Here is a 19405-nt window from a genome sequence, read left to right as displayed (position 1 = left end):
CAACGAAATCGAAGGCTCCGGCCCGGCGGGCCGCGTGACGCCGGAGGACGTGCAAGCGTTCGCCAAGGGCGAGACCCCCGCGCGCCGCGAAGCGAAGGCCGAAGAAGAAGAACGCGAACCCCGCGCGCCGCGCGCCACCGGCGCGCCGTCGGGCATTCCGTTTTTCGACCCGCCGCCGATGCCGGACTTCTCGAAATTCGGTCCCGTCGAAACGGAGGCGTTCCGATCGATCCGGCGCAAGATCGCCTACAGGCTCGCGACATCCGCGATCCTCATTCCGCACGTGCCGCACCTGGACGAGGCGGACGTCACCGAGCTCGATAAGCTGCGCATGGAGGAACGCGAGCGCCTCGCCGACGTGCCCGGCGGTCGGCTCACCCTGATGCCGTTCCTGATGCGCGCGGTCGTCTCGGCGCTCAAGGCGTATCCGCGTTTCAACACGAGCCTTGACCCGGACCGCGAGGAGCTCGTCTACAAGAAATATTACAACGTCGGAGTCGCGGCCGACTCGCCCAAGGGCCTCGTGGTGCCCGTGGTGAAGGACGCGGATCGCAAGAGCATCCTTGAGCTTTCCGCCGCGATTTACGATGTCGGCACGCGCGCGCGCGACGACAAACTTGAAGCTGCCGATTTTCAGGGCGGCACGTTCACGATCACGAACATCGGGCCGCTCGGCGGCCTGTTCGCGCCGCCGATCATCAACTACCCGGAAGTGGCGATCCTCGGCGTGTACAAGGTGCAGGACAAGCCGGTCGTGCGCGACGGGCGCATCGTGATACGCAAGATGATGCCGATCGCCGTGTGCTTCGATCACCGCGTCAACGACGGCGCCGACGCCGCGCGTTTCCTCAACCACATCATCGCGCTCATCGAAAACCCGCGCCGCCTGCTGGTCGAGGGCTGACCGATGGTGATGGGCGAGTTCACCGAGAAGACCGAGGTCGTCGTCATCGGCGCGGGACCGGGCGGCTACGTCGCCGCGCTGCGCGCCGCGGATCTCGGCAAGGAGGTCATCCTCATCGAGCGCCGGCCGCAAGACGGCGGCGTGTGCCTGCTCGAGGGCTGCATTCCGTCAAAAACGCTCATCGCCGCGGTCGAGACGATCCACACCGCGATGGCGGCGAAGGAGATGGGGGTCACGTTCAAGGACCTGGCGGTGGACATCGACGCGATGCGCGCCTTCAAGGAAAAGGTCGTCGGCGACTTGTCGAGGGGCGTGTCGGGGCTATTGAAGGGGCGTGGCGTCACCACGGTGCGCGGCTCGGCGCACTTCACCGATTCGAAAACGCTGCGCGTGGAGGGCGACGAAAACGCGGCCTCGGACCTGGCCGGCGTCAAGTTCGAACACGCCATCATCGCCACCGGCTCGCGCCCCGCGCTGCCGCCGTTCGCGCGCGGGGTGGAGGGCGTGTGGGACTCGACCGCGGCGCTCGAATTGCGCGAAATCCCCAAGCGCCTTCTTGTCGTCGGCGGCGGATACATCGGACTGGAACTCGGGCTCGTGTACGCGGGGCTCGGCTCGAAGGTCGCCGTCGTCGAACTGCTTCCGGGCCTCCTTGCCGGCATGGACCCCGACCTGGTGCGCGTCGTGAAAAAATCGTGCGAGGCGCGATTCGAATCGTTGCGCCTTTCGACGAAAGTCACGGCGATCAAGAAACAGAAGTCCGGTTTCGCCGTGACGATCGAAACCGGCGGAAAGTCCGTGACGGAAACCTTCGACCGCGTCCTGGTCGCCGTCGGCCGACGCCCGAACACAGACGATCTGGGGCTCGACAAGACGGGCGTGAAGGTTCGCGAGGACGGATTCATCGAGGTGGACGAGACGCGGCGCACCGCCGAAACGAACATCTTCGCCATCGGCGACGTGACGCCCGGCCCGATGCTCGCTCACAAGGCGAGCCGCGAAGGCAAGGTCGCCGCGGAGGTCATCGCCGGGCATCCGAGCGCGTTCGACAACCGTGCGATCCCCGCGGTGGTGTTCACCGATCCGGAGCTCGTTTCCGCGGGACTTACGGAGGCCGAGGCGAAGAACGCCGGCCTGAACGTGAATGTCGCCCGCTTCCCGCTTGCCGCGCTTGGCCGGGCGAAAACCATCGGACGCACCGAAGGCGTCGTGAAGATCGTCGCCGACAAGGACAGCGGCCTTCTGCTTGGGATCGGCATCGCCGCGCCACACGCCTCAGAGATGATCGCGGAATGCGCGCTCGCTATCGAAATGGGGGCGACGCTCGAAGACCTGGCCTCGACGATCCACCCGCACCCGACGCTCTCCGAGTCAATCATGGAGGCGGCGGAGACGGCGCTCGGCGCGTGCGTGCACGTCGCGCGGCCGAAAAAGAAATGAGCTTTACCACAGAGGACACAGAGAGCACGCAGGATTCTTGCGTGAATGAATCTGTTCCCTCCGTGTCCTCTGTGTTCTCCGTGGTGAATTGCGAATCCATTCCGCATTCCGCATTCCGCACTCCGCATTCCCTGTGACGCTCTTCCTTTTCCTCCTTGGCCTTGTCGCCTTGCTCGTCGGCGCGGAGCTTCTCGTGCGCGGCGCGGCGCGGCTTGCGGTCGCCGCCGGCATCACGCCTCTTGTCGTCGGGCTGACCGTTGTCGCGTTCGGCACGAGCAGCCCGGAGCTTGCCGTGTCCGTGAATTCGAGCCTCGACGGCGCGCCGGGAATCGCGCTTGGCAACGTCGTCGGCAGCAATATTTTCAATATCCTTTTCATCCTGGGCCTGGCCGCGATCATTTCGCCGCTTTCGGTGAAGGCGCAGCTCGTGCGCCTGGACGTGCCGCTCATGATCGTCGTGTCCGTCGCCGCCTGGGGGATGGCATACGACGGCCGGATCGGGCGCGTCGACGGCGCGATCCTGTTCGCGGTGCTCGCCGCGTACCTTGTCGTCCTTGTCCGCAAGAGCCGCCGCGAGACCCGCGAGATCAAAAAGGAGTTCGAAGCCGAATTCGGCGAGGCCGCCGAAGGCCCCAGGGATTACGCGGTCAACGGCGCGCTCATCGCCGCCGGCCTCGTGCTTTTGGCCGTCGGATCGCGCTGGCTCGTCGCCGGGGCGGTGGCCTTCGCGACGCGCCTTGGCATCTCGGAGATCGTCATCGGCCTGACGATCATCGCGGCGGGCACGTCGCTGCCGGAGGTCGCCGCGAGCGCGATGGCCTCGTATCGCGGCGAGCGCGACATCGCCGTCGGCAACGCGGTGGGCAGCAACATCTTCAACATCCTGTGCGTGCTGGCCTTGACGGCCATCGTCGCGCCCGGAGGCGGCGTTCCGGTACCCGCGCAAGCCTTCGCGTTTGATCTCCCCGTGATGATCGCGGTCGCCGTCGTGTGTTTTCCGGTCTTCTTTTCGTACGGATCGATCACGCGGACCGAAGGCGCGGTTCTGGTGGCGCTTTATGCCGTCTACACGACGCATCTCGTCCTGACGACGACATCGCACCCCTTCGCGCCGACGTTCCGCGCGATCGCCCTGTACGCCCTGGTGCCCGCCGCGGCCGCGTTCATCCTCGGCCACTTCGCGCTCGAGGTGCGGCGGGCGATGGGGAAAGCGCACTAACCACGGAGGACACAGAGGACACGGAGGGAATCGCAAAAAAACACTGATGTGTTTTCTCTGTGTCCTCTGTGTCCTCCGTGGTAAATTGCGATTCCATGCACGGCACGCACACCACCCTCGTTCCCGGCGGGCGATACGCGACCCGAAGCGCGTGGCTTGGCCCCGCGTTCGCCGCGCCTGCCCGGCGCATCGTATCGCTGGTGCCGAGCCTGACCGATGCGCTTTTCATGCTCGGCGCGGGCGATGCGCTTGTCGGACGCACGGAGTTTTGCGTTCGGCCCGAGAAGGCGCTTGCCGTGCCCGCGTTCGGCGGAACGAAAAACTGCCGCGTCGATGAGATCCTCGCCCTGTCGCCCGATGTCGTACTCGCCAACAAGGAAGAGAACGTGCGCCGCCGCGTGGAGGAGATCGCCGAACGCGCGCCCGTGCTGTTGACCGACCCCGGCGCGCCGCACGACGCGCCCGCGCTTTGGGAGGAGCTTGGTTACATCACGGGCCGCCGCGACGCCGCGCGCGAGTTGGCCGGCGAGGTCACGCGCCTTTGCGGCGAGATGCACGCCGCCGCGCAAACCGGCCCGCGCCCGCGCGTCGTCTATCTGGTATGGAAAGACCCGTGGATGGTCGCGGGGCACGACACCTACATTTCGCGCCTGCTCGCCGCGGCGGGAATCGAGAATGCGCTGCCGGGCGAATACGAGCGCTTTCCGCAAATCGAGCCCGGCGCGCTCCTTTCGATCGACGCCGACGCGATGTTGTATTCGACCGAGCCCTACGCGTTCGAGCTGCCGCGCGATCTGCTCGAAGGCCCCCGTGATGCGATCGCGCGAGGCGGCGGGCGATTCGACATCCCCGACCGGCCGAGCGCGTTTCTTGTCGATGCGGTGCCCTTGTCCTGGTATCCGTCGCAAACCGCGAAGGGCCTTGCCGCCGCCGCGCGGCTGCGTGACGCGATCATCGCCGCGGAGCTATCCGGCGCGGGCGACGCATTTTGATGCGCGCGCGCGCCGCTTTGGCGGCCGGCATTTTGTTCGCGGCGATCGCGCTGGTTGGCGTGAAGCCGTCCTCCGCCAAGGACGCGGATGACGACGAGACCCCATTGTCGGACGGCGCCGAGGCGGCGGACAGCGCCGCGCGCGACGAGCAGCCGATTTCCGGTTTCGGCCTCTTCGTCGACCAGGATTTTTTCGTCCCGCCGATCAACCAGGACCGCAATTATACGATGGGCGTGGCGTTGCAGATCTCGGGCCGATGGGTCGAACGCGGCCACATCGAGGCGCCGCTTGAGGCGACCGATCGTTTTACGGGCTTCTGGTTGCTGCACGACGCGCAAACGATGGGACGCGGGCGTTTCGGCAAATCGCACAGCCTGACGCTCGGGCAAATCAGCTTCACGCCCGACGATCTGTCCGCCGAAGGCCCCGTGCATCAGGACCGTCCGTACGCGTCGCTGCTTTACGCCAATATCTACCGCATGACGATTTACGGCGACGATCTCACCTATTCGTCGGCCCTCACGTTCGGCGTGCTCGGCCTCGGCGCGGGCGGCGCGTCGCAAACATTTCTCCATCAGCAGACGCGCCGATTCACCGGCCGCGACGCACCCGTCGATCCGGAGGGCTGGGAGCATCAGATCTCCGATGGCGGCGAGCCGACCATGCGCTATTCCATCGGCGTGACGCGCCTTGTCACCGACTCGGCGTACCACGATTTCGCCATGATGCTGGACGGCAATTTCGGATATTACATGAACGGCGCGGCGGGTGTCGGCACGCGCGTCGGCAAACTCAGCTCGCCGTTTTGGCAAGGGCCGGCCGTCGACGATACGCAGGAGGGTGGCAATCAGTTCAACTGGGACGAAAACGCCCCCGCCTCGCGCCGGCGATCCAGCAATTCCTGGGAAGCGTATTTCTCGCTTTCCGGCAAGACGCGGCTTGTTCTCTACAACGCGTTTTTGCAGGGGCAGTTTCGCGAAAGCGACGTCACCTTCGACGCCTCGCAGATCGAGCGCATCATCCTCGAGGGGCAGGGCGCGATCACGCTCGGCTACGCGGGCTGGAACCTGACCTACGCCATCAGCGCCCGAGGCCGCGAATACTCCGGCCCTCACGCGCGCGACCACTTCTGGGGCGGAATTTATTTGACGAAGGGGTTTGTGGATTAGTGGATCGAGGATTGAGGATCGAGGATTGAGTTCACACGCCGATCCCGTGCCCGATCCCGTGCCCGTGCCCGTGCCCGTGCTGCGTCGTCACTCGTCACTCGTCATTCGTTACTTGCGATGAACTTCCGGCCTTCCAGACTTCTTCCCTTCCCGCTATGCTTTGGCGCCCTTAAATCCGACGCGCCTATCATTCGCGCCCCGGGGAGAGAACCGTTGATCGCCCTCCACTTGCCGCTTCATCCTCGCGCTCGCCGTGCGGCGCGTTTCGTTCTTGCCGCGACCGCGCTTTTCGCGCTCGCCGCCACGCCCGCATACGCGGACATCGCCATCGTTCGCGGCCACGAGGCCGACGCGAACACGGTGCTTGTCGCCTTTGACGGCGACGCCGGCGGCGCGGACATCGCCCTGGGCATCGCGGGGGCGGGATTCCGGATCCGCCACGTCTCGACCGTCGCGGGGCGTCGCCTTGCCCCGGAAGTCCTGACGCAAAAATCCTTCGCGCTCGCAAACGTGCATCACGCGCTCGTGGAGATCGACGGCGACATCGAGGCCGCCATCGCGCGACTTTCGGCGCTTGCGCCGATTCGCGCGGCGGAGCCGAACTTTCTGCACCGCCCGCTGCTGACGCCGAACGACGAGCATTACGTCGAATATCAGGGCAACTTCCGGCAGATCAACGTCGAGCGCGCATGGGACTACGGCCGCGGCGAAGGCGTCGTCGTTTCGGTCATCGACACCGGCTACCGCACCGAGGGCATGTTCGACGGCGCGACGCACCTGCTTGCCGGTTACGATTTCTGGGGCGACGACGAGGACGCGACGGATTATTCCGGCCACGGGACGCACGTCGCCAACACGGTCGCCGAGGCGACAAACAACGGCGTGGGCATGGCGGGCATCGCGTTCGAGGCGACGATCCTGCCGGTGAAGGTCTTCCCGGACAGCGCGCCGTCGGATGCGTTTTACGCGAAGGACAGCGACGTCATCGACGGCATCCTCTACTCGTCCGACGAGGGCGCGCACGTCATCAACATGAGCCTCGGCGGCGGCGGCGCGAGCGGGCTTTTCCAGAGCGCGATCACGCAGGTCTTCGAGGACGGCGTTGTCGTCATCGCGGCGTCCGGCAACACCGGGCGCGCGCCGGTGGAATATCCCGCCGCGTACGACAACGTGCTCTCGGTCGGCGCAAGCCGCCGGCACGATCCCGGCGCAAGCCCCGGCCGCGCGTTCTTCTCGTCCTTCGGCGACGATCTCGATGTCATCGCGCCGGGCAGCTACATCTTCCAGCAGACGTTCGACGAGGACTCGTTGCAGATCGCGTATTATGGCCTGTCCGGAACGAGCATGGCTTCGCCGCACGCGGCCGGCGTCGCCGCGCTCATGATCTCCGTCGCCGGGCACGATCCGGAGCTCGTCGTGGAGACGATGATCGACACCGCGTTTTCGCCCGGCGGGGGATTCTCGCCTTATCTCGGTTTCGGCGAAATCGACGCCTATGCCGCGGTGCGCGCGTACATGGACGCGTACATCGACGAGAGCGCGCCGCCGGAGGACGACGACGACGACGACACGGACGACGACGCCGACGATGACGCGCAAAACGAGGAATGCGAACAGCTCGCCGGCATGATCTACGACCAGTGTGCGTACGCGCTCGACGGCGCGGACGATATCCTCGCGGCGGAAACCGCCTGCGAGGAGGGCGACGGCGACTGGGAATGCGTCGCCGAGTGCGCCGACCATCCGAACGTCACGGATTGCGCCTCGTTCGCCACGTGCCTTGATGACCGCTGCGGCGTCAAGATTGCTCCCGCGGACGCCGACACCGGCGGCGGCGACGATGATGACGATGACGGGGGAAGCTGCGGCTGCTGATCGGAAAATATGGACAAAATGGACATCATGGACCGAATGGACGTGATGGACAGTTGACGAGCGCGTGTGCCGGGGCGATGTCGCCTGGCACAGCGCGCTGGCGATGACCTTTCAGACTTTCAGTCTTCCAGCCTTTCAGCCTTCCAGTCTCTTCCCTCCGCTAGCATCCACACCCGTCATCGTCATCGTCATCATCATCATCATCGTCATCGGCCGCATCGTCGTCATCGCCGGCATCAGGGATATCCGAGTCCGCGTCGTCGTCGTCGTCGGACGCCGGATCGTGGGCCTCGGCCGGCGGGGAGGGCCAGGACGCCAGCCCTTCGTCGTCGATGGCGCGTACGGAGAAATAAGCGGCGTCCTGAGGCGCGTCGATCGTGAGGCGCTGGCGATAGCCGCCGCGTTCGATATCCGCGCCGCCCGCGCCAGCCGCCTGTGCGCTCTCGAACGCCTCAAGCGACGATAGTGCGCCCGCGCTCGCGGCGTGGCGAACGTCGTACCCCGACACGCGCCCGCAGCCGCCGTCGTCGCCCGGCGCGGTGAACGTCAGCGTGAACGTGCCGTCGCCGTTACGCACCACATCCAGGTCGGTGACCATCCGCGGCGCGAGCACGTCCGCGTTGTAGAATCCGGTGCCGCGCTCGTCGTTGCGGAACCCGCGCCAGTCGCTGTTGGCCCGCTCGCCGATGCACTCGCGCCCCTTGCTCTCCCACGCGTACACGAAGCCCTCGTGCGTCGGCTGGACGATCTCCAGAAGGCCGTCGCGGTCGATGTCGCCGACCGCCGCGGACGCGATCAGCCAGTTGTGCGTGTTCTTCGGCCAGTCCGGCGCCTCCAGGCCGCGCGCGTCGATGGCGTGCACGAAATATCCGCCGCTGCCCTGGATCGTCTCCGGCCGGTTGTCGCCGGAGATATCCGCGACGACGGGGTTGACGAAAAACTGCACGTCCTCCATGCGCTCCAGGAAGATCATGTCCGAGTAGTTCTCCAGATCCCACGCCGACAGATTCCACGAGATCGCCTTCGTGACGCCTTCGATCTTGTTCAAAAGCCCCGCGGTCGGGATGATGAACTGGATCGAATCGTCGCCCCGGAATTTCGCGAACGTGCCGTTGGCGCTTGTCGTCAGGTTCAGCCGGTCGAAGTAGTTTTTCACCTGCGTCGTCATGCCGTCGTACAGGATCATCTGCGGCATCCACAGGAACCCGCCGGTCGAGATGTGCGCGACGCCTTCGTCATCGACGTACACCGCGGGCGAGTTCGTCGCGCCGGTTGTCAGCGGCGGAAGCGGGATCGCGCTGCCCAGCGGCGCGAGCGCCTTGGCCGGCCAGCCCGGCAGATACGGCCCGTTCGGATTGTCGTTGCCGTTCCAGTACAGGGCGTAGATGCGGCTCGATACCAGCAGCCCGTCGCCGCACGCCTCGGATGTCGGCACGATGACCGACGGATGCGTCGCGATGTCCACGTCCGCGCCGCCCGGCAAAAGAATGCCCGCGGCCGGGCTTCCGAGCACCTGCGCGGGCAGGTCCGAATCGCACACCTTGCCCGGCGGCACCTCGCCGGGCGCGGAGGTGAGAAGCACCGGCCAGCCCGGCGCCATGTCCACCTCGCCGTCGGTGTCGGCGTCGATCGCCGACCACGCGTAGATCATCTGGTCGTACGAGGCGACGATGATCTCGAGGATGCCGTCGCCGTCCAGATCGGTGAGCACCGGCGACGCCACGATCGCGTTGCCGTGGCCGTAGTCGTCGGTCGTGTCGTTCCCGGGCTCCGCGGACCCGACCGGGAATCCCGGCTCGACAGGACCGCCCGCATGATCGTTGCCGTCGGCGTGGATGGCGTACACGCGCCCGCCGAGCGTGGCGACCACGATCTCCGGATAGCCGTCCGCGTCGATATCCGCGACGGCCGGCGTCGCCAGGATGCCGTCCGCGTTATGCGTCTCGGCCGGAAGCTGCACGGGGAATCCCGGCGCCTCGGCAAATTCGCCCGCGCCGTCGGCTTTGAGCACGTGCACCGCGCCGGTGGAGGTCGCCAGCACGATTTCGAGCGTGCCATCGGCATCGCCGTCCAGATCGACAAGGCGCGGGCTCGCCTCGATCGACGCGCCCATGTCAAACGGGAAGCTCGCCACGAGGCCCGTTTCCGGATCGTCATCGCGCTGCAACTGAATCGTGCGCCGGTCCTCGCCGTACACCGGCGAGCCGTCCATGTCGTACCAGGCCGAAACGCGCAGGGTGACCGTGTTGTCGTGGATGTCGCTCGGCGGGTTTTCCCACGCGCTCGGCGGCATCACGCCGGACAGGTCGATCGACGCGATGAGGCCGTCGATCGGCCCGGCGGCGTCGCCTTGCGCGAGCACATCGAACTCCTCGTCGTACGGCTGCGCGCCGCGCGCGGCCTCGATCGTCCAGGAGAACGCGCCGGTGCGCGAGGCAATATTCCCCATCACGTCCACGACGGGCGTCTTCGACGGATCGACCACCCGCCACCAGCGCGGGCTCGTGATGCGCACCTCGGGCGGGATGCGCGGATCGAGGCCAAGCGACGGCTCGCCGAGCGCCACGACGGCGGACAGCGCGTTCAGGCGCCCGTAGCCGAAATGCTCGTCGAAGCCCTCGCGGCACGTGCCGCCCATCGACGGCGATTCGAGCATCGAGATGCAGCGCTCGTAAATGTCGTCCGCGGTCATCGTCATGAGCTGCTTCAATTCGTTCGCGGACAATTCGATGCCGAGATCCCGCGCGCGCGAAACGATGAGCGCCGCGACGCCGCTCGTGTTGTTGGTCGCCTCGGACGTGCAGATGTGACCGGCCGGCACGGAGACGTGAACGTGCGGGCCGTAATTCGTGCAGTACGATTCCGTGAACGCGACAAGGTCGATGCCCAAATCGCCGATGATCTCGACCGGCGCGAAGGGAAACAGCGCCTTGACGCTGAACACGTCCTCGCCCGCGGCGGGGTAGATGTTGTGCCGGCCGAGCTCGTCGCCGGAGGCCGCGATCGTCAGCACGCCGTCTTCGTAGGCATCCACGATCGCCTGGTGCGCCGCATCGCTGTAGTTGATCGATCCCATCGCGACGCTCACGATGCTCGCGCCCATCATGTGCAGGTAATCGGTCGCCGCCGAGAGAAGATTGTAGTCCGCGAGCACCGCGTCGGAGACGCGCGTCTCGAGCACGGTGCAGTTCGGGCAAAAGCCCATGCCGCCGCCGTTTTCCGCCTGGCCGACGATGTTGTCCGCGCCGTCGCCGTGCGTGCCCTCCGGGAAATCCACGACGCCGAGCACCTCATTGGAATTGCGGAAAAAGTCCCAGCCGGAGATGTCGTCGGGATACCCGTTGCCGTCGTCGTCCACGCCGTCGGAAAACGCCGAAAGAAGATGCCCCACGTTCACCGGGTCGCCGCCGGCAAACGCCAGCACGCGTGAGTCGTTCGCGTAATCCGACGCGGAAATCCTTCCGTCGTCGTTGCAGTCATACGCAACGCACCCCTCCGGCAACGGCAACTCACCCGTGTTCAGGAAAAGGCGGTCGCGCAGGTCCGGGTCGCCGTATTCGCTCATCCCGTCGTCGATGACGCCGACCACGACATCCGGCCGTCCGGTCGTCCACTTCCACGCCTCGGTCGCGCTCATGCCGGGAATCTTGTAATACTCGGAAGGATCGGTGCCTTCCGGATCGAACGGATTGAACGCGAGATACGGGCTCCACAGGTGGATCAGGCAATCGAAGTCGCCCGGCGGGCAGTCCGGCACGGTGAAATCGCGGGGGATGTTCGGCACAAAGACGCGGCCGAGCGGATACGCGCCGTCAAACGGCGTCTGGTCCGCCGCCAGCACCTGCGTCGAAACGGTGATCTGGTAGCGCCGCCCGAAACGCAGGTCCGCGCCGGGGTCGATGACGATCGTGTCGTCGGCCATGTTTGTGGTCGCGACGCTCACCGACGCGGGCGGCACGTCTCCGGTATCAAGGCGCGTCACGAAAGCGCGCGCGTCGTTGACCGTGGACGGGTCGAGCGATTCGTCGAACACGACGAGGATCGGTTCCTCGACGCCGATGACGTAAGTGGCAAAGACGGGGTCCTGCGCCACGATGGAAAGCGCATGGGCGCGCATCGCGCCGGCAAGAACGCAAACAACCGTCAGAACGAAAATCCGCGACCGCATGTTCACCTCGGGAAGGGGCGGGCGATATTGACCGGACAAGGCGGATGAAGCCTACCAACGAACCCGAAACGCGGCAACGCGCGGGCGCTCCCGCGGGAGCGATCGGGGCCGCCGGCGCGGGCGCCGGCGCGCGGATCTTCGGGACGAGCCCGGGCATGGCGCGGCGCTGCGAGATCATGCGGCGCATCGCGCGTTTCGCCGGCGTCGCGGTCGCCCTTGTCGGCGCGGCGAAGATACTCGCCTGGCTGCTCGACATCCGCCCTCTCATCTCGCTGGTGCCGGAATGGCCGGCGATGTCATTCGCCTCCGCCCTGATGTTGGTTGTCAGTGCGGCCGCGCTGGCCTTGGCCGCGCGGGCGAACGAGGGCCGGTACGACCGCATGGCGCTGTACGCCGCCGGCGCGGTGTTGATCGCAAGCGGACTGGCCGGTTTTCTCCCATTCGCGGCCGACATGAATTTCGGCGTTCCCTCGCCGGCGCCCGGATCGCGCATGCGCGCGATCGCGGAACTCCCGCTGCATTCCGCGCCGACGACGGCGTTCAATTTCGCGCTATGCGGCGCCGCCCTTGTCGCCTACGCGCGCCGCCGGTCCGGCGTGGCCCAGCTTCTGGGCTTCCTCGTTTTCGTCGTCGCGCTCGAGCGATTCGCCGCGTTCGTCTTCGATTCGCGGGATTTTGCCCATCGAATGGAGCCGGGCGACATGGCGGTCGTCACCATGTTCGCGTTTTTCCTGCTGGGCCCCGCGATATCCATGATCCACGGCGACCGCGGGAAGATGGCCTACCTGACCGCGGATACGATCGGCGCCGCGATGGCCCGCCGCCTCGTGCCCGTCGTGCTCGTCATGCCGATCGTCCTTGGGCTGTTGCAGGTCGTCGGCGAGGGCTACGCGTGGCTGCCGTCCGGATACGGCGCGGCGTTCGTGACCGCCGCCATCACCGTCATTTTTCTCGCCACGATCGTGCGGAACGCCGTTCTTCTCGTGGATCTCGAACGACGGCGCGACGAAGCGGAAAACGAGGTGCGCGAAGCCAATCGCGTGCTCGAAGAGCGCGTGGCGCTCCGGACGCACGAGGTCATGGAAAAATCGCGCGATCTGGAGACCTTCGCCTATTCCGTCTCGCACGACCTGCGCGCGCCGCTGCGCGCCATCGCGGGTTATTCGCGCATCCTTATCGACGAACACGAACATGCCGATCCGCGCGTCGCCGAGCTTCTTGGCCGCGTCGAATCAAACGCGATCGCGATGGCGCGGCTCATCGAGGATCTCATCGAATACGCGCGCCTTGGCGGTGAGCCGCTGCGGCCGCGCTCCATTTCGATGGAGCGGCTCGTGACCGGCGCGATCAACGATCTGCGCGAGCGCCACGCGGGCCGCAACATCGAATGGATCGTCGGCGAACTTCCACCCTGCCAGGCCGATCCGGCTGCGATCGGGCAGCTCCTTGCCAATCTGCTCGCGAACGCGGTCAAGTTCACGTCCGAACGGGAAGCCGCGCGCATCGAGGTGAATGGCGCGCCGAAAGGTTCGTACGTGGTTTACGAAATCCTTGATAACGGCGTGGGTTTTGACATGCGTTACGCCTCCAAGTTATTTGATGTCTTTCATCGACTGCACCCGCAAAGCCGCTTTCCCGGCACGGGAATCGGCCTTGCGATCTGCAAGCGCGTCGTGGAGCGCCATCAGGGATGGATCGAAGCCGAAGGCGCCGTGAACGAGGGGGCGACGTTCCGGTTCGCGCTTCCCCCCGCGGCGCGCGAGGTCACCCCCATGCGGCCGCGAGAGGGTCGCGCCGGTGGCGCGCGTAATTGAAAGCGCGCTCACTGATAACTTGCGGTTACTGGTTATATGAAAGGCGACGGCGTAGACTTCCCGATGCGAGGAAAGAAATACCCCGACGACGAATTCACGACTCGGCCGCCGCGAAGGGTTGGACAAGAAACCGGAGGCCGATCATGAACGATCGAATCATTTTGGTGATCGAGGACAACGAACACGACGAGGAACTGACGCTCATTTCGCTGAATCGCCTGAATCTCAACCGGGCGATCGTCGTCCTTCGGGACGGCGCCGAGGCGCTTGATTACCTCGATACGATGAACGGGGGGAACGGCAAGCTCCCATGCGTGATTCTGCTCGATATCAAGCTGCCGAAGGTGGACGGTCTGGAGGTGCTGCGCGCCGTGCGCGCGAACGCCCGAACGCGATACGTTCCCGTCGTCATGCTCACTTCGTCCACGCTCGGCAGCGACATCAGCCGCGCCTACGAATACGGCGCGAACAGCTTTGTCCGAAAGCCCATCGAATTCCGCGAATACGACGAGGCCGTGGGGCGCATCGGCCTGTTCTGGAGCCGATTGAACCGCTACAGCGAGAACTGAACCGCGTGCCGGTGCCTTTCAGAGCCGCAAACGAAGCGAAGCGGAGTGCGCGGTCGATACCGCCCCGGCACCGGCTTGCGATGTCAGGGCCGCAAACGAAGCGAAGCGGAGTGCGCGGTCGATACCGCCCCGGCACAGGCCTGCGCGGTCGGCCCTCGCGATTTGGGGGCATTGATTTCTTCGGGGCGAAAAGTTATTTAGTGGTCTTATTTTCGTGAGCGTTGCGATGGGCGCCTTCCTCCGGGCCGGTTTCGGTAATCCCCTGGGGGCGCTGATCGAATATTCGTTTCCGGCCGCAAACTTTTTTGGGGGTGACGGCATGGATACCCTGCGCGCGCTGATCGTTGAAGATTCCGCGGAAGATTACGATCTGATGATCCGGGCCCTCGAGGCCGGCGGCTTTCAGGTCACCGCCACCCGCGTCGAAACGCCGGAGGACTTCACAAAGGCCCTAGCCGAGCCGCGGGACGTCGTTTTTTGCGACTACATGGTGCCCGGCTTTCCGACGGCCCAGGCCTTCGCCGAATTCCGCGAGCGGCAGCCGGACATCCCCTTCATCGTCGTGTCCGGGCGCGTCGGAGAGGAGGCCGTCGTCGAGTTGATGCGCGAGGGCGTCTCCGATTTCGTCTCCAAGAACAACCTTTCCCGCCTGCCGTCGTCCCTTCGCCGCGAATTCGCCAATCGCGCGACACGGCGCAGCCTCGAAGCGCAGCTTCGCGGCGCGCAGCGCATGGAGGCCGTGGGGCGGTTCGCCGGCGGCATCGCGCACGAGTTCAACAATATCCTCACGGTCATCGGCAACTTCACCGCGTTCGCGCGCGAGTCGCTGGGCATTGGCCATCCCGTCACCACGGATCTCGACCAGGTGCTCGTCGCGGTGGACCGGGGCGAAAATCTCGCGCGCCGCCTGTTGGCGTTCGCCAGCCGCCAGCCCGGCGAGCCGGCGAACGTGGATATCAACATCATCGTCACGGACCTCGAGCTGATCTTGCGCAAGGCGCTTGCGGACGACACGGAAATGTCCTTCGAACTCGAGCCGTATCTTCCGCCGGTGCGCATCGACCCGGCGCATTTCGAGCATGTTCTCGTCAACCTTGTCGTCAACGCGCGCGACGCGGTGCCCGCCGGGGGGCGGATTGCCGTACGCACGCGGCGCGCGTCAAGCCGCGGCGGCTTGAGCGACTTCTACGGCCAGCCGATCCCGCCGGACGATTACGTCGTCCTCGAGATCGCGGACAACGGTCCGGGCATCGACCCGAACATCCTCGCGCACATCTTCGAGCCGTTTTTCACCACCAAACCCGAGGCGATCGGAACAGGCCTCGGTCTTTCCACGGTTTACGGCATCGTCAGCCAGGTGCACGGCTGGATTCGCGTGGAGAACGCAAGCGGCGGCGCCGTTTTTCAGGTGTACCTCCCCATCGCGCGCGGCGCCGGCGCGCCGGCCCTGGCCGAGCCCGCCCCGCCGCAGCCCTACACGATCCTGGTCGTCGAGGACGACGATCAGGTCCGCGCCCTGACCGCGCGTGTGCTCCGATGGAGCGGCTACGAGGTGCTCGAAGCCCTCGACGCGGAAATCGCCCTCGACATGCTGAAAAACTGGGACAAGACGGTCGATCTGCTTCTGACCGACCTCGTGATGCCGCGCCAGAGCGGCTTTCACCTCGCCCAGCGCGCCCTGGAACTGCGGCCAGGACTTGGCGTCTTGTACATGACCGGTTATTCGACGAGCGGTTTCACCGAACTCGACGAAGCCGCGCGCCGCAACATCATCCAAAAACCGTTCACGGCGGCGAAGCTTTCCGCGCGCGTGCGTGAAACGCTCTCCCGGCTCAAGGCGGCAGCGACGGGATAGATGTCGGTGCCGCAAACGGCGATGTCAGGGCCGCAAACGGCGATGTCAGGGCCGCAAACGGAGCGAAGCGGAGTGCGCGGTTGGTTTCGCGCCGGGATGAACGCGACTTTTGCCGGGGGCGGTATCGACCGCGCACTCCGCCGTCCCGCTCGAAGCGGGCCGGCTGCGTTTGCGGCCCTGACGTCGCGGTGCTTGCGATGTCAGGGCCGCAAACGGAGCGAAGCGGAGTGCGCGGTCGATACCGCACCGGCATCGCCGCGCCCTCGACATCACTCGTCACTCCAACTCAAGGCGGCGGCGACGGAACAAGCTGGAACGTGTTCCGGCGCGGCGGGCCGATCGAAAGCGAGACGTACGCGCGGTTCTGGATCAGCGTCGTCTCCGTCAGGTCGAAGCGGCTTTCTTCCTCGAACCGCTGGTAGCCCGCGCCGAACGCCAGCCATCGCGCGGGCCGAAGCGTCAGCCCCGCGCCCGCGCGCCAGCCCTGGATGATCCCTTCCTCCTGCCGCGCGCGCAAAAGCCCCGCCTCTTGCAGCGTCTGCAACCAGTCCGTCCAGCTTTCCTCCGCGGTCAGGAAGATCTGCTCGTTGCGCGTCGCGTTCTCCAGGCCCTGCGCCGGCTCCACGTCGCGGCTATAACTTGCCGCAAGGACAACGCGCCTGAACGCCTGCGTCGCGGCCGCCGTCTGATACCATTCGATGTCGTCGAACCGGTATTCGCCGGCAGTCTCCTCGCGCGCAAGAAAAATGACACCCGACCGGAACGCCAGCGTGAACGTCGGCGTCAGCCGAAAGTCGATCCCCGCGCCCGGCACCCAGGTGTCGAAATCGTTCGGATCGCGAAGCTCGGTGGGGAAGTCTTCCTCCATCCGCGCGTCGGAATCGTACACGCGGCGGATGAAATCGAAATCGCGGTCGAAGATGTTGCGCGTCGCACGGGCAAACGCCGTGTACGAAAAGCGCGCGGTCACGCCCTTTTCGAGCGAGAGCGTCGCCGCGTGCTGCACCGCGTCGAACAGGATGCGGTCCTCGAATTCCGAGGTTGAGAACACGTACTCCACGCCCGCCTCGAGCGTCGGCGCGACGAAATAGCCGACGAATCCGCGCGCGGCGTTACCGATCGACGCCGTCCGCACGGAGACGAGCTCGTTTTGCGTGCGTGTCGCCGTGTCTCGCGGGTCGTAGAAAAACGTCAGGTTGTCGGAGGCTTCCACGCGCGCGCGCCGCGAGACGAGGTGCGTCAGGAGCACCTGTCCCGTCACCTGGTCGGGGACGTTGTTCTCCTCCGTGTGCTCGTAATGCCAGCGAAAGCCCGCCGCCCCGCCGATCTCGAACACCGTGCGCTCGTTGTCGAGGATGAGCGCCAGCGCCGGAACGAGCAACAGCGAGTGATCGGCGATCTTCTCGTCCTCGGACTCTTCGGTCGTCAGCAGAAGGTTGTCCGTCCACTCGTAATACGCGGAAAGCTGCGGATAGACCGAAAACCGCGTCGCGGCATGGGCGGGCGCCGCGACCGCCAGGATGGCGATGAACAGAGCCGCGACCGTCAGGGAGCGGGTGATACCGCCCCGCAAAAGCGCCGCTTGCGATGTCAGAGCCGCGCGCGTCAGCAAACGGCCGCCCCATCCGCGCCGCGCGCCGGCCCCAATCTTCAATCGGCAATCTGCAATCTTCAATCGCGGCAGGCGTTTGCCGAACTGGCGTTCGGGCATCCCAGGGGACCCGCGACCGCCAACCGAGGCGCGACTCAATCCTCGATCCTCAATCCTCAATCCTCGACTCAGGGCACCACGACGGTGTCGCCCGGCTGCACGGCCACATCAAGCGCCTTGCCCGCCAGGATCCGCTTGTATTTCACGCGGATCTTCTGCGTCGTCGCCGCGCCGCCCCGGAGGATGAACACCCCGTTCGGGTTCGCGAACTCGGTAAATCCGCCCGCCAGGCTCACCGCCTGCGTCACCGTGGTCGTGCCGTTGATGGGATACGCGCCCGCGTTGCGCACCTGTCCCTGCACGAAGACCTTGTAGCTCTCGACCGAAAGCAAGGTCAGCGAGACGACCGGCTTTTCGATGTAGCGCTTGAGCGCCTCCTCGAGACGCGCGCGAAGCTCGTCGAGCGTCATGCCCGCGGCGTTGATCTCGCCGGCCAAGGGCAGCGTGAGCCGCCCGTCCGGACGCACCGTCACCGGCTTGGAGACCTGCGGGTTATCCCAGACGTTCACGTCGATCTGATCGCCGGGGCCGATGCGGTACTCCGGCGCCGTGTAGGAATAAGGCGATGCCGGTTTCGCGTCTTGCGCGAAAGCGAAGCCCGCCGCGAAAAGTACCAGAACCGCCGCCGGAAAAAACCGCCGCGCGCCCAAACGTTTCATGGCCGCCTCCGTCATTCGCGGGCCGCCGCCCGCTTTCCGTATCCGCCGTAATAGCCGTAGTAGCCGTAATAGCCGTAGTGATACGCGCCGCCCGAGGTGCGGAAATCGAGCCCGTTCAGCACCACGCCGAGAATCCTTTTTTCGCCGAGATCCTCGAGCACCTGGCCAACAAGTTTGCGGCTGGTCTGCCCGGCTCGCACCACGAGCACCACGCCGTCCACCTTCGCGGCCAGGTTCACGGTGTCCGCGATCGGCACGAGCGGCGGCGAATCGATGATGACAAAATGGAACAGCCCCTTGAGTTCGTCGAGCAGGTGATCCATCGCCCGCCCCGCGAGAAGTTCCGTGGGCATGCCCTCGGTCACGCCCGACGGCAGGTAGTAGAAGCGGTCGATTTCGTAATTGATGACGCAGTCGGCCACCGTCGCCTGGCCGCGCAGGATGTCCGCGAGGCCCTTTTCCGGCAGTTCGAGGCCGAGGTATTCGTGTGTGCGCGGCTGGTGCAGGTCCGCGTCCATCAATAGCACGCGCACGTCGGGCGTCTGCGCGATCGTCGCGGCGAGATTGATGCTGCACACCGACTTGCCTTCCTTGGGCACCGCGCTCGTGACGATGATCGTGCAGGCCGGCTCCTGCATCGAGATCGTGTCGATCTTGTTCCAGAGCATGTGAAACTGGCGCACCGCCGCGGGGTGATCCTGTTTCAGCGCGGGCAAAAGATCCTGCTGCGCGCTCGGCGTGAGCCGCGCCAGCGGGATGCCCTCGGCAAGCGGGATGAGCGGCGCGCGAATCCGCCGTCCGGGCGTCACCTCGCCGTCCGTCGCGCCGGCCGTCAGCTTGCGCACCTGGCGCACGCGCTTGACGATCTCGCGTCCGTCCGGCGCGCGCAGCACGCGGCGCACGATCCGGACCAGCTCGCCGTTGTGCTCGTGCTGCTCCACGGTGTCCTCGGAGACCACCGTGTTGCCCTGCGAATCCACGCGCGGCGTGATCGGCGTGTGTTCGTCCGCCGGCGCCGACGCGCCCGTCG

General features: G+C 66.0%; 13 protein-coding genes. 9 read left to right on the top strand and 4 right to left on the bottom strand.

Going from position 1 to position 19405, the window contains the following annotated elements:
- The 6 genes from K8I61_13300 to K8I61_13275 all read left to right on the top strand — a co-directional run.
- Window positions 1-904, top strand: a 904-nt coding sequence (locus K8I61_13300; protein ID MBZ0273009.1) for a 2-oxo acid dehydrogenase subunit E2, incomplete at its 5' end; no start/stop codon positions are given.
- Window positions 905-907: 3 nt separating this feature from the next.
- Window positions 908-2344 (top strand): dihydrolipoyl dehydrogenase, encoded by a 1437-nt coding sequence (gene lpdA / locus K8I61_13295; protein ID MBZ0273008.1) that lies wholly within the window; start codon window positions 908-910, stop codon window positions 2342-2344.
- Window positions 2345-2477: 133 nt separating this feature from the next.
- Complete coding sequence (locus K8I61_13290; protein MBZ0273007.1) at window positions 2478-3563, top strand: calcium/sodium antiporter; 1086 nt, start codon at window positions 2478-2480, stop codon at window positions 3561-3563.
- A gap of 95 nt (window positions 3564-3658) precedes the next feature.
- Window positions 3659-4555 carry a helical backbone metal receptor gene (locus K8I61_13285; protein MBZ0273006.1) on the top strand — a complete coding sequence of 299 codons (897 nt, stop codon included), beginning with the start codon at window positions 3659-3661 and terminating at the stop codon, window positions 4553-4555.
- Window positions 4555-5724, top strand: coding sequence for a lipid A deacylase LpxR family protein (locus K8I61_13280; GenBank protein ID MBZ0273005.1), 1170 nt, complete (start codon window positions 4555-4557; stop codon window positions 5722-5724). Before K8I61_13285 ends, K8I61_13280 begins: the two co-directional genes overlap by 1 nt.
- A 213-nt stretch (window positions 5725-5937) precedes the next feature.
- Window positions 5938-7599 (top strand): S8 family serine peptidase, encoded by a 1662-nt coding sequence (locus K8I61_13275; GenBank protein ID MBZ0273004.1) that lies wholly within the window; start codon window positions 5938-5940, stop codon window positions 7597-7599.
- A 160-nt stretch (window positions 7600-7759) separates the two neighbouring features.
- Here the strand turns inward: K8I61_13275 and K8I61_13270 are convergent, their stop codons facing one another.
- A complete protein-coding gene (locus K8I61_13270; GenBank protein MBZ0273003.1) occupies window positions 7760-11767 on the bottom strand; it encodes a S8 family serine peptidase in 4008 nt (1335 codons plus the stop codon).
- A 44-nt stretch (window positions 11768-11811) separates the two neighbouring features.
- Here K8I61_13270 and K8I61_13265 point away from each other — a divergent pair, with 44 nt between their 5' ends.
- The 3 genes from K8I61_13265 to K8I61_13255 all read left to right on the top strand — a co-directional run bounded on the left by K8I61_13265 (window position 11812) and on the right by K8I61_13255 (window position 16005).
- Window positions 11812-13581 carry a hypothetical protein gene (locus tag K8I61_13265; GenBank protein MBZ0273002.1) on the top strand — a complete coding sequence of 590 codons (1770 nt, stop codon included), beginning with the start codon at window positions 11812-11814 and terminating at the stop codon, window positions 13579-13581.
- A gap of 143 nt (window positions 13582-13724) precedes the next feature.
- Complete coding sequence (locus tag K8I61_13260) at window positions 13725-14150, top strand: response regulator (GenBank protein MBZ0273001.1); 426 nt, start codon at window positions 13725-13727, stop codon at window positions 14148-14150.
- Window positions 14151-14469: 319 nt separating this feature from the next.
- On the top strand, window positions 14470-16005 hold the full coding sequence (locus K8I61_13255) for a response regulator (protein ID MBZ0273000.1): 1536 nt from the start codon (window positions 14470-14472) through the stop codon (window positions 16003-16005).
- A 286-nt stretch (window positions 16006-16291) separates the two neighbouring features.
- Here the strand turns inward: K8I61_13255 and K8I61_13250 are convergent, their stop codons facing one another.
- From K8I61_13250 to K8I61_13240, 3 genes are all read right to left on the bottom strand, one after another.
- The gene (locus K8I61_13250; protein ID MBZ0272999.1) at window positions 16292-17617 is read right to left on the bottom strand and encodes a hypothetical protein; all 1326 of its coding nucleotides are present in this window, start codon (window positions 17615-17617) and stop codon (window positions 16292-16294) included.
- Window positions 17618-17784: 167 nt separating this feature from the next.
- Window positions 17785-18375 (bottom strand): polysaccharide biosynthesis/export family protein, encoded by a 591-nt coding sequence (locus K8I61_13245; protein MBZ0272998.1) that lies wholly within the window; start codon window positions 18373-18375, stop codon window positions 17785-17787.
- A gap of 11 nt (window positions 18376-18386) precedes the next feature.
- On the bottom strand, window positions 18387-19405 hold a 1019-nt coding region (locus K8I61_13240; GenBank protein MBZ0272997.1), incomplete at its 5' end, for a CpsD/CapB family tyrosine-protein kinase.

Source organism: bacterium, assembly GCA_019912885.1.
Taxonomy (GTDB): Bacteria; Lernaellota; Lernaellaia; order JACKCT01; family JACKCT01; genus JAIOHV01.
This window is presented reverse-complemented; position numbering and strand designations above follow the sequence as displayed.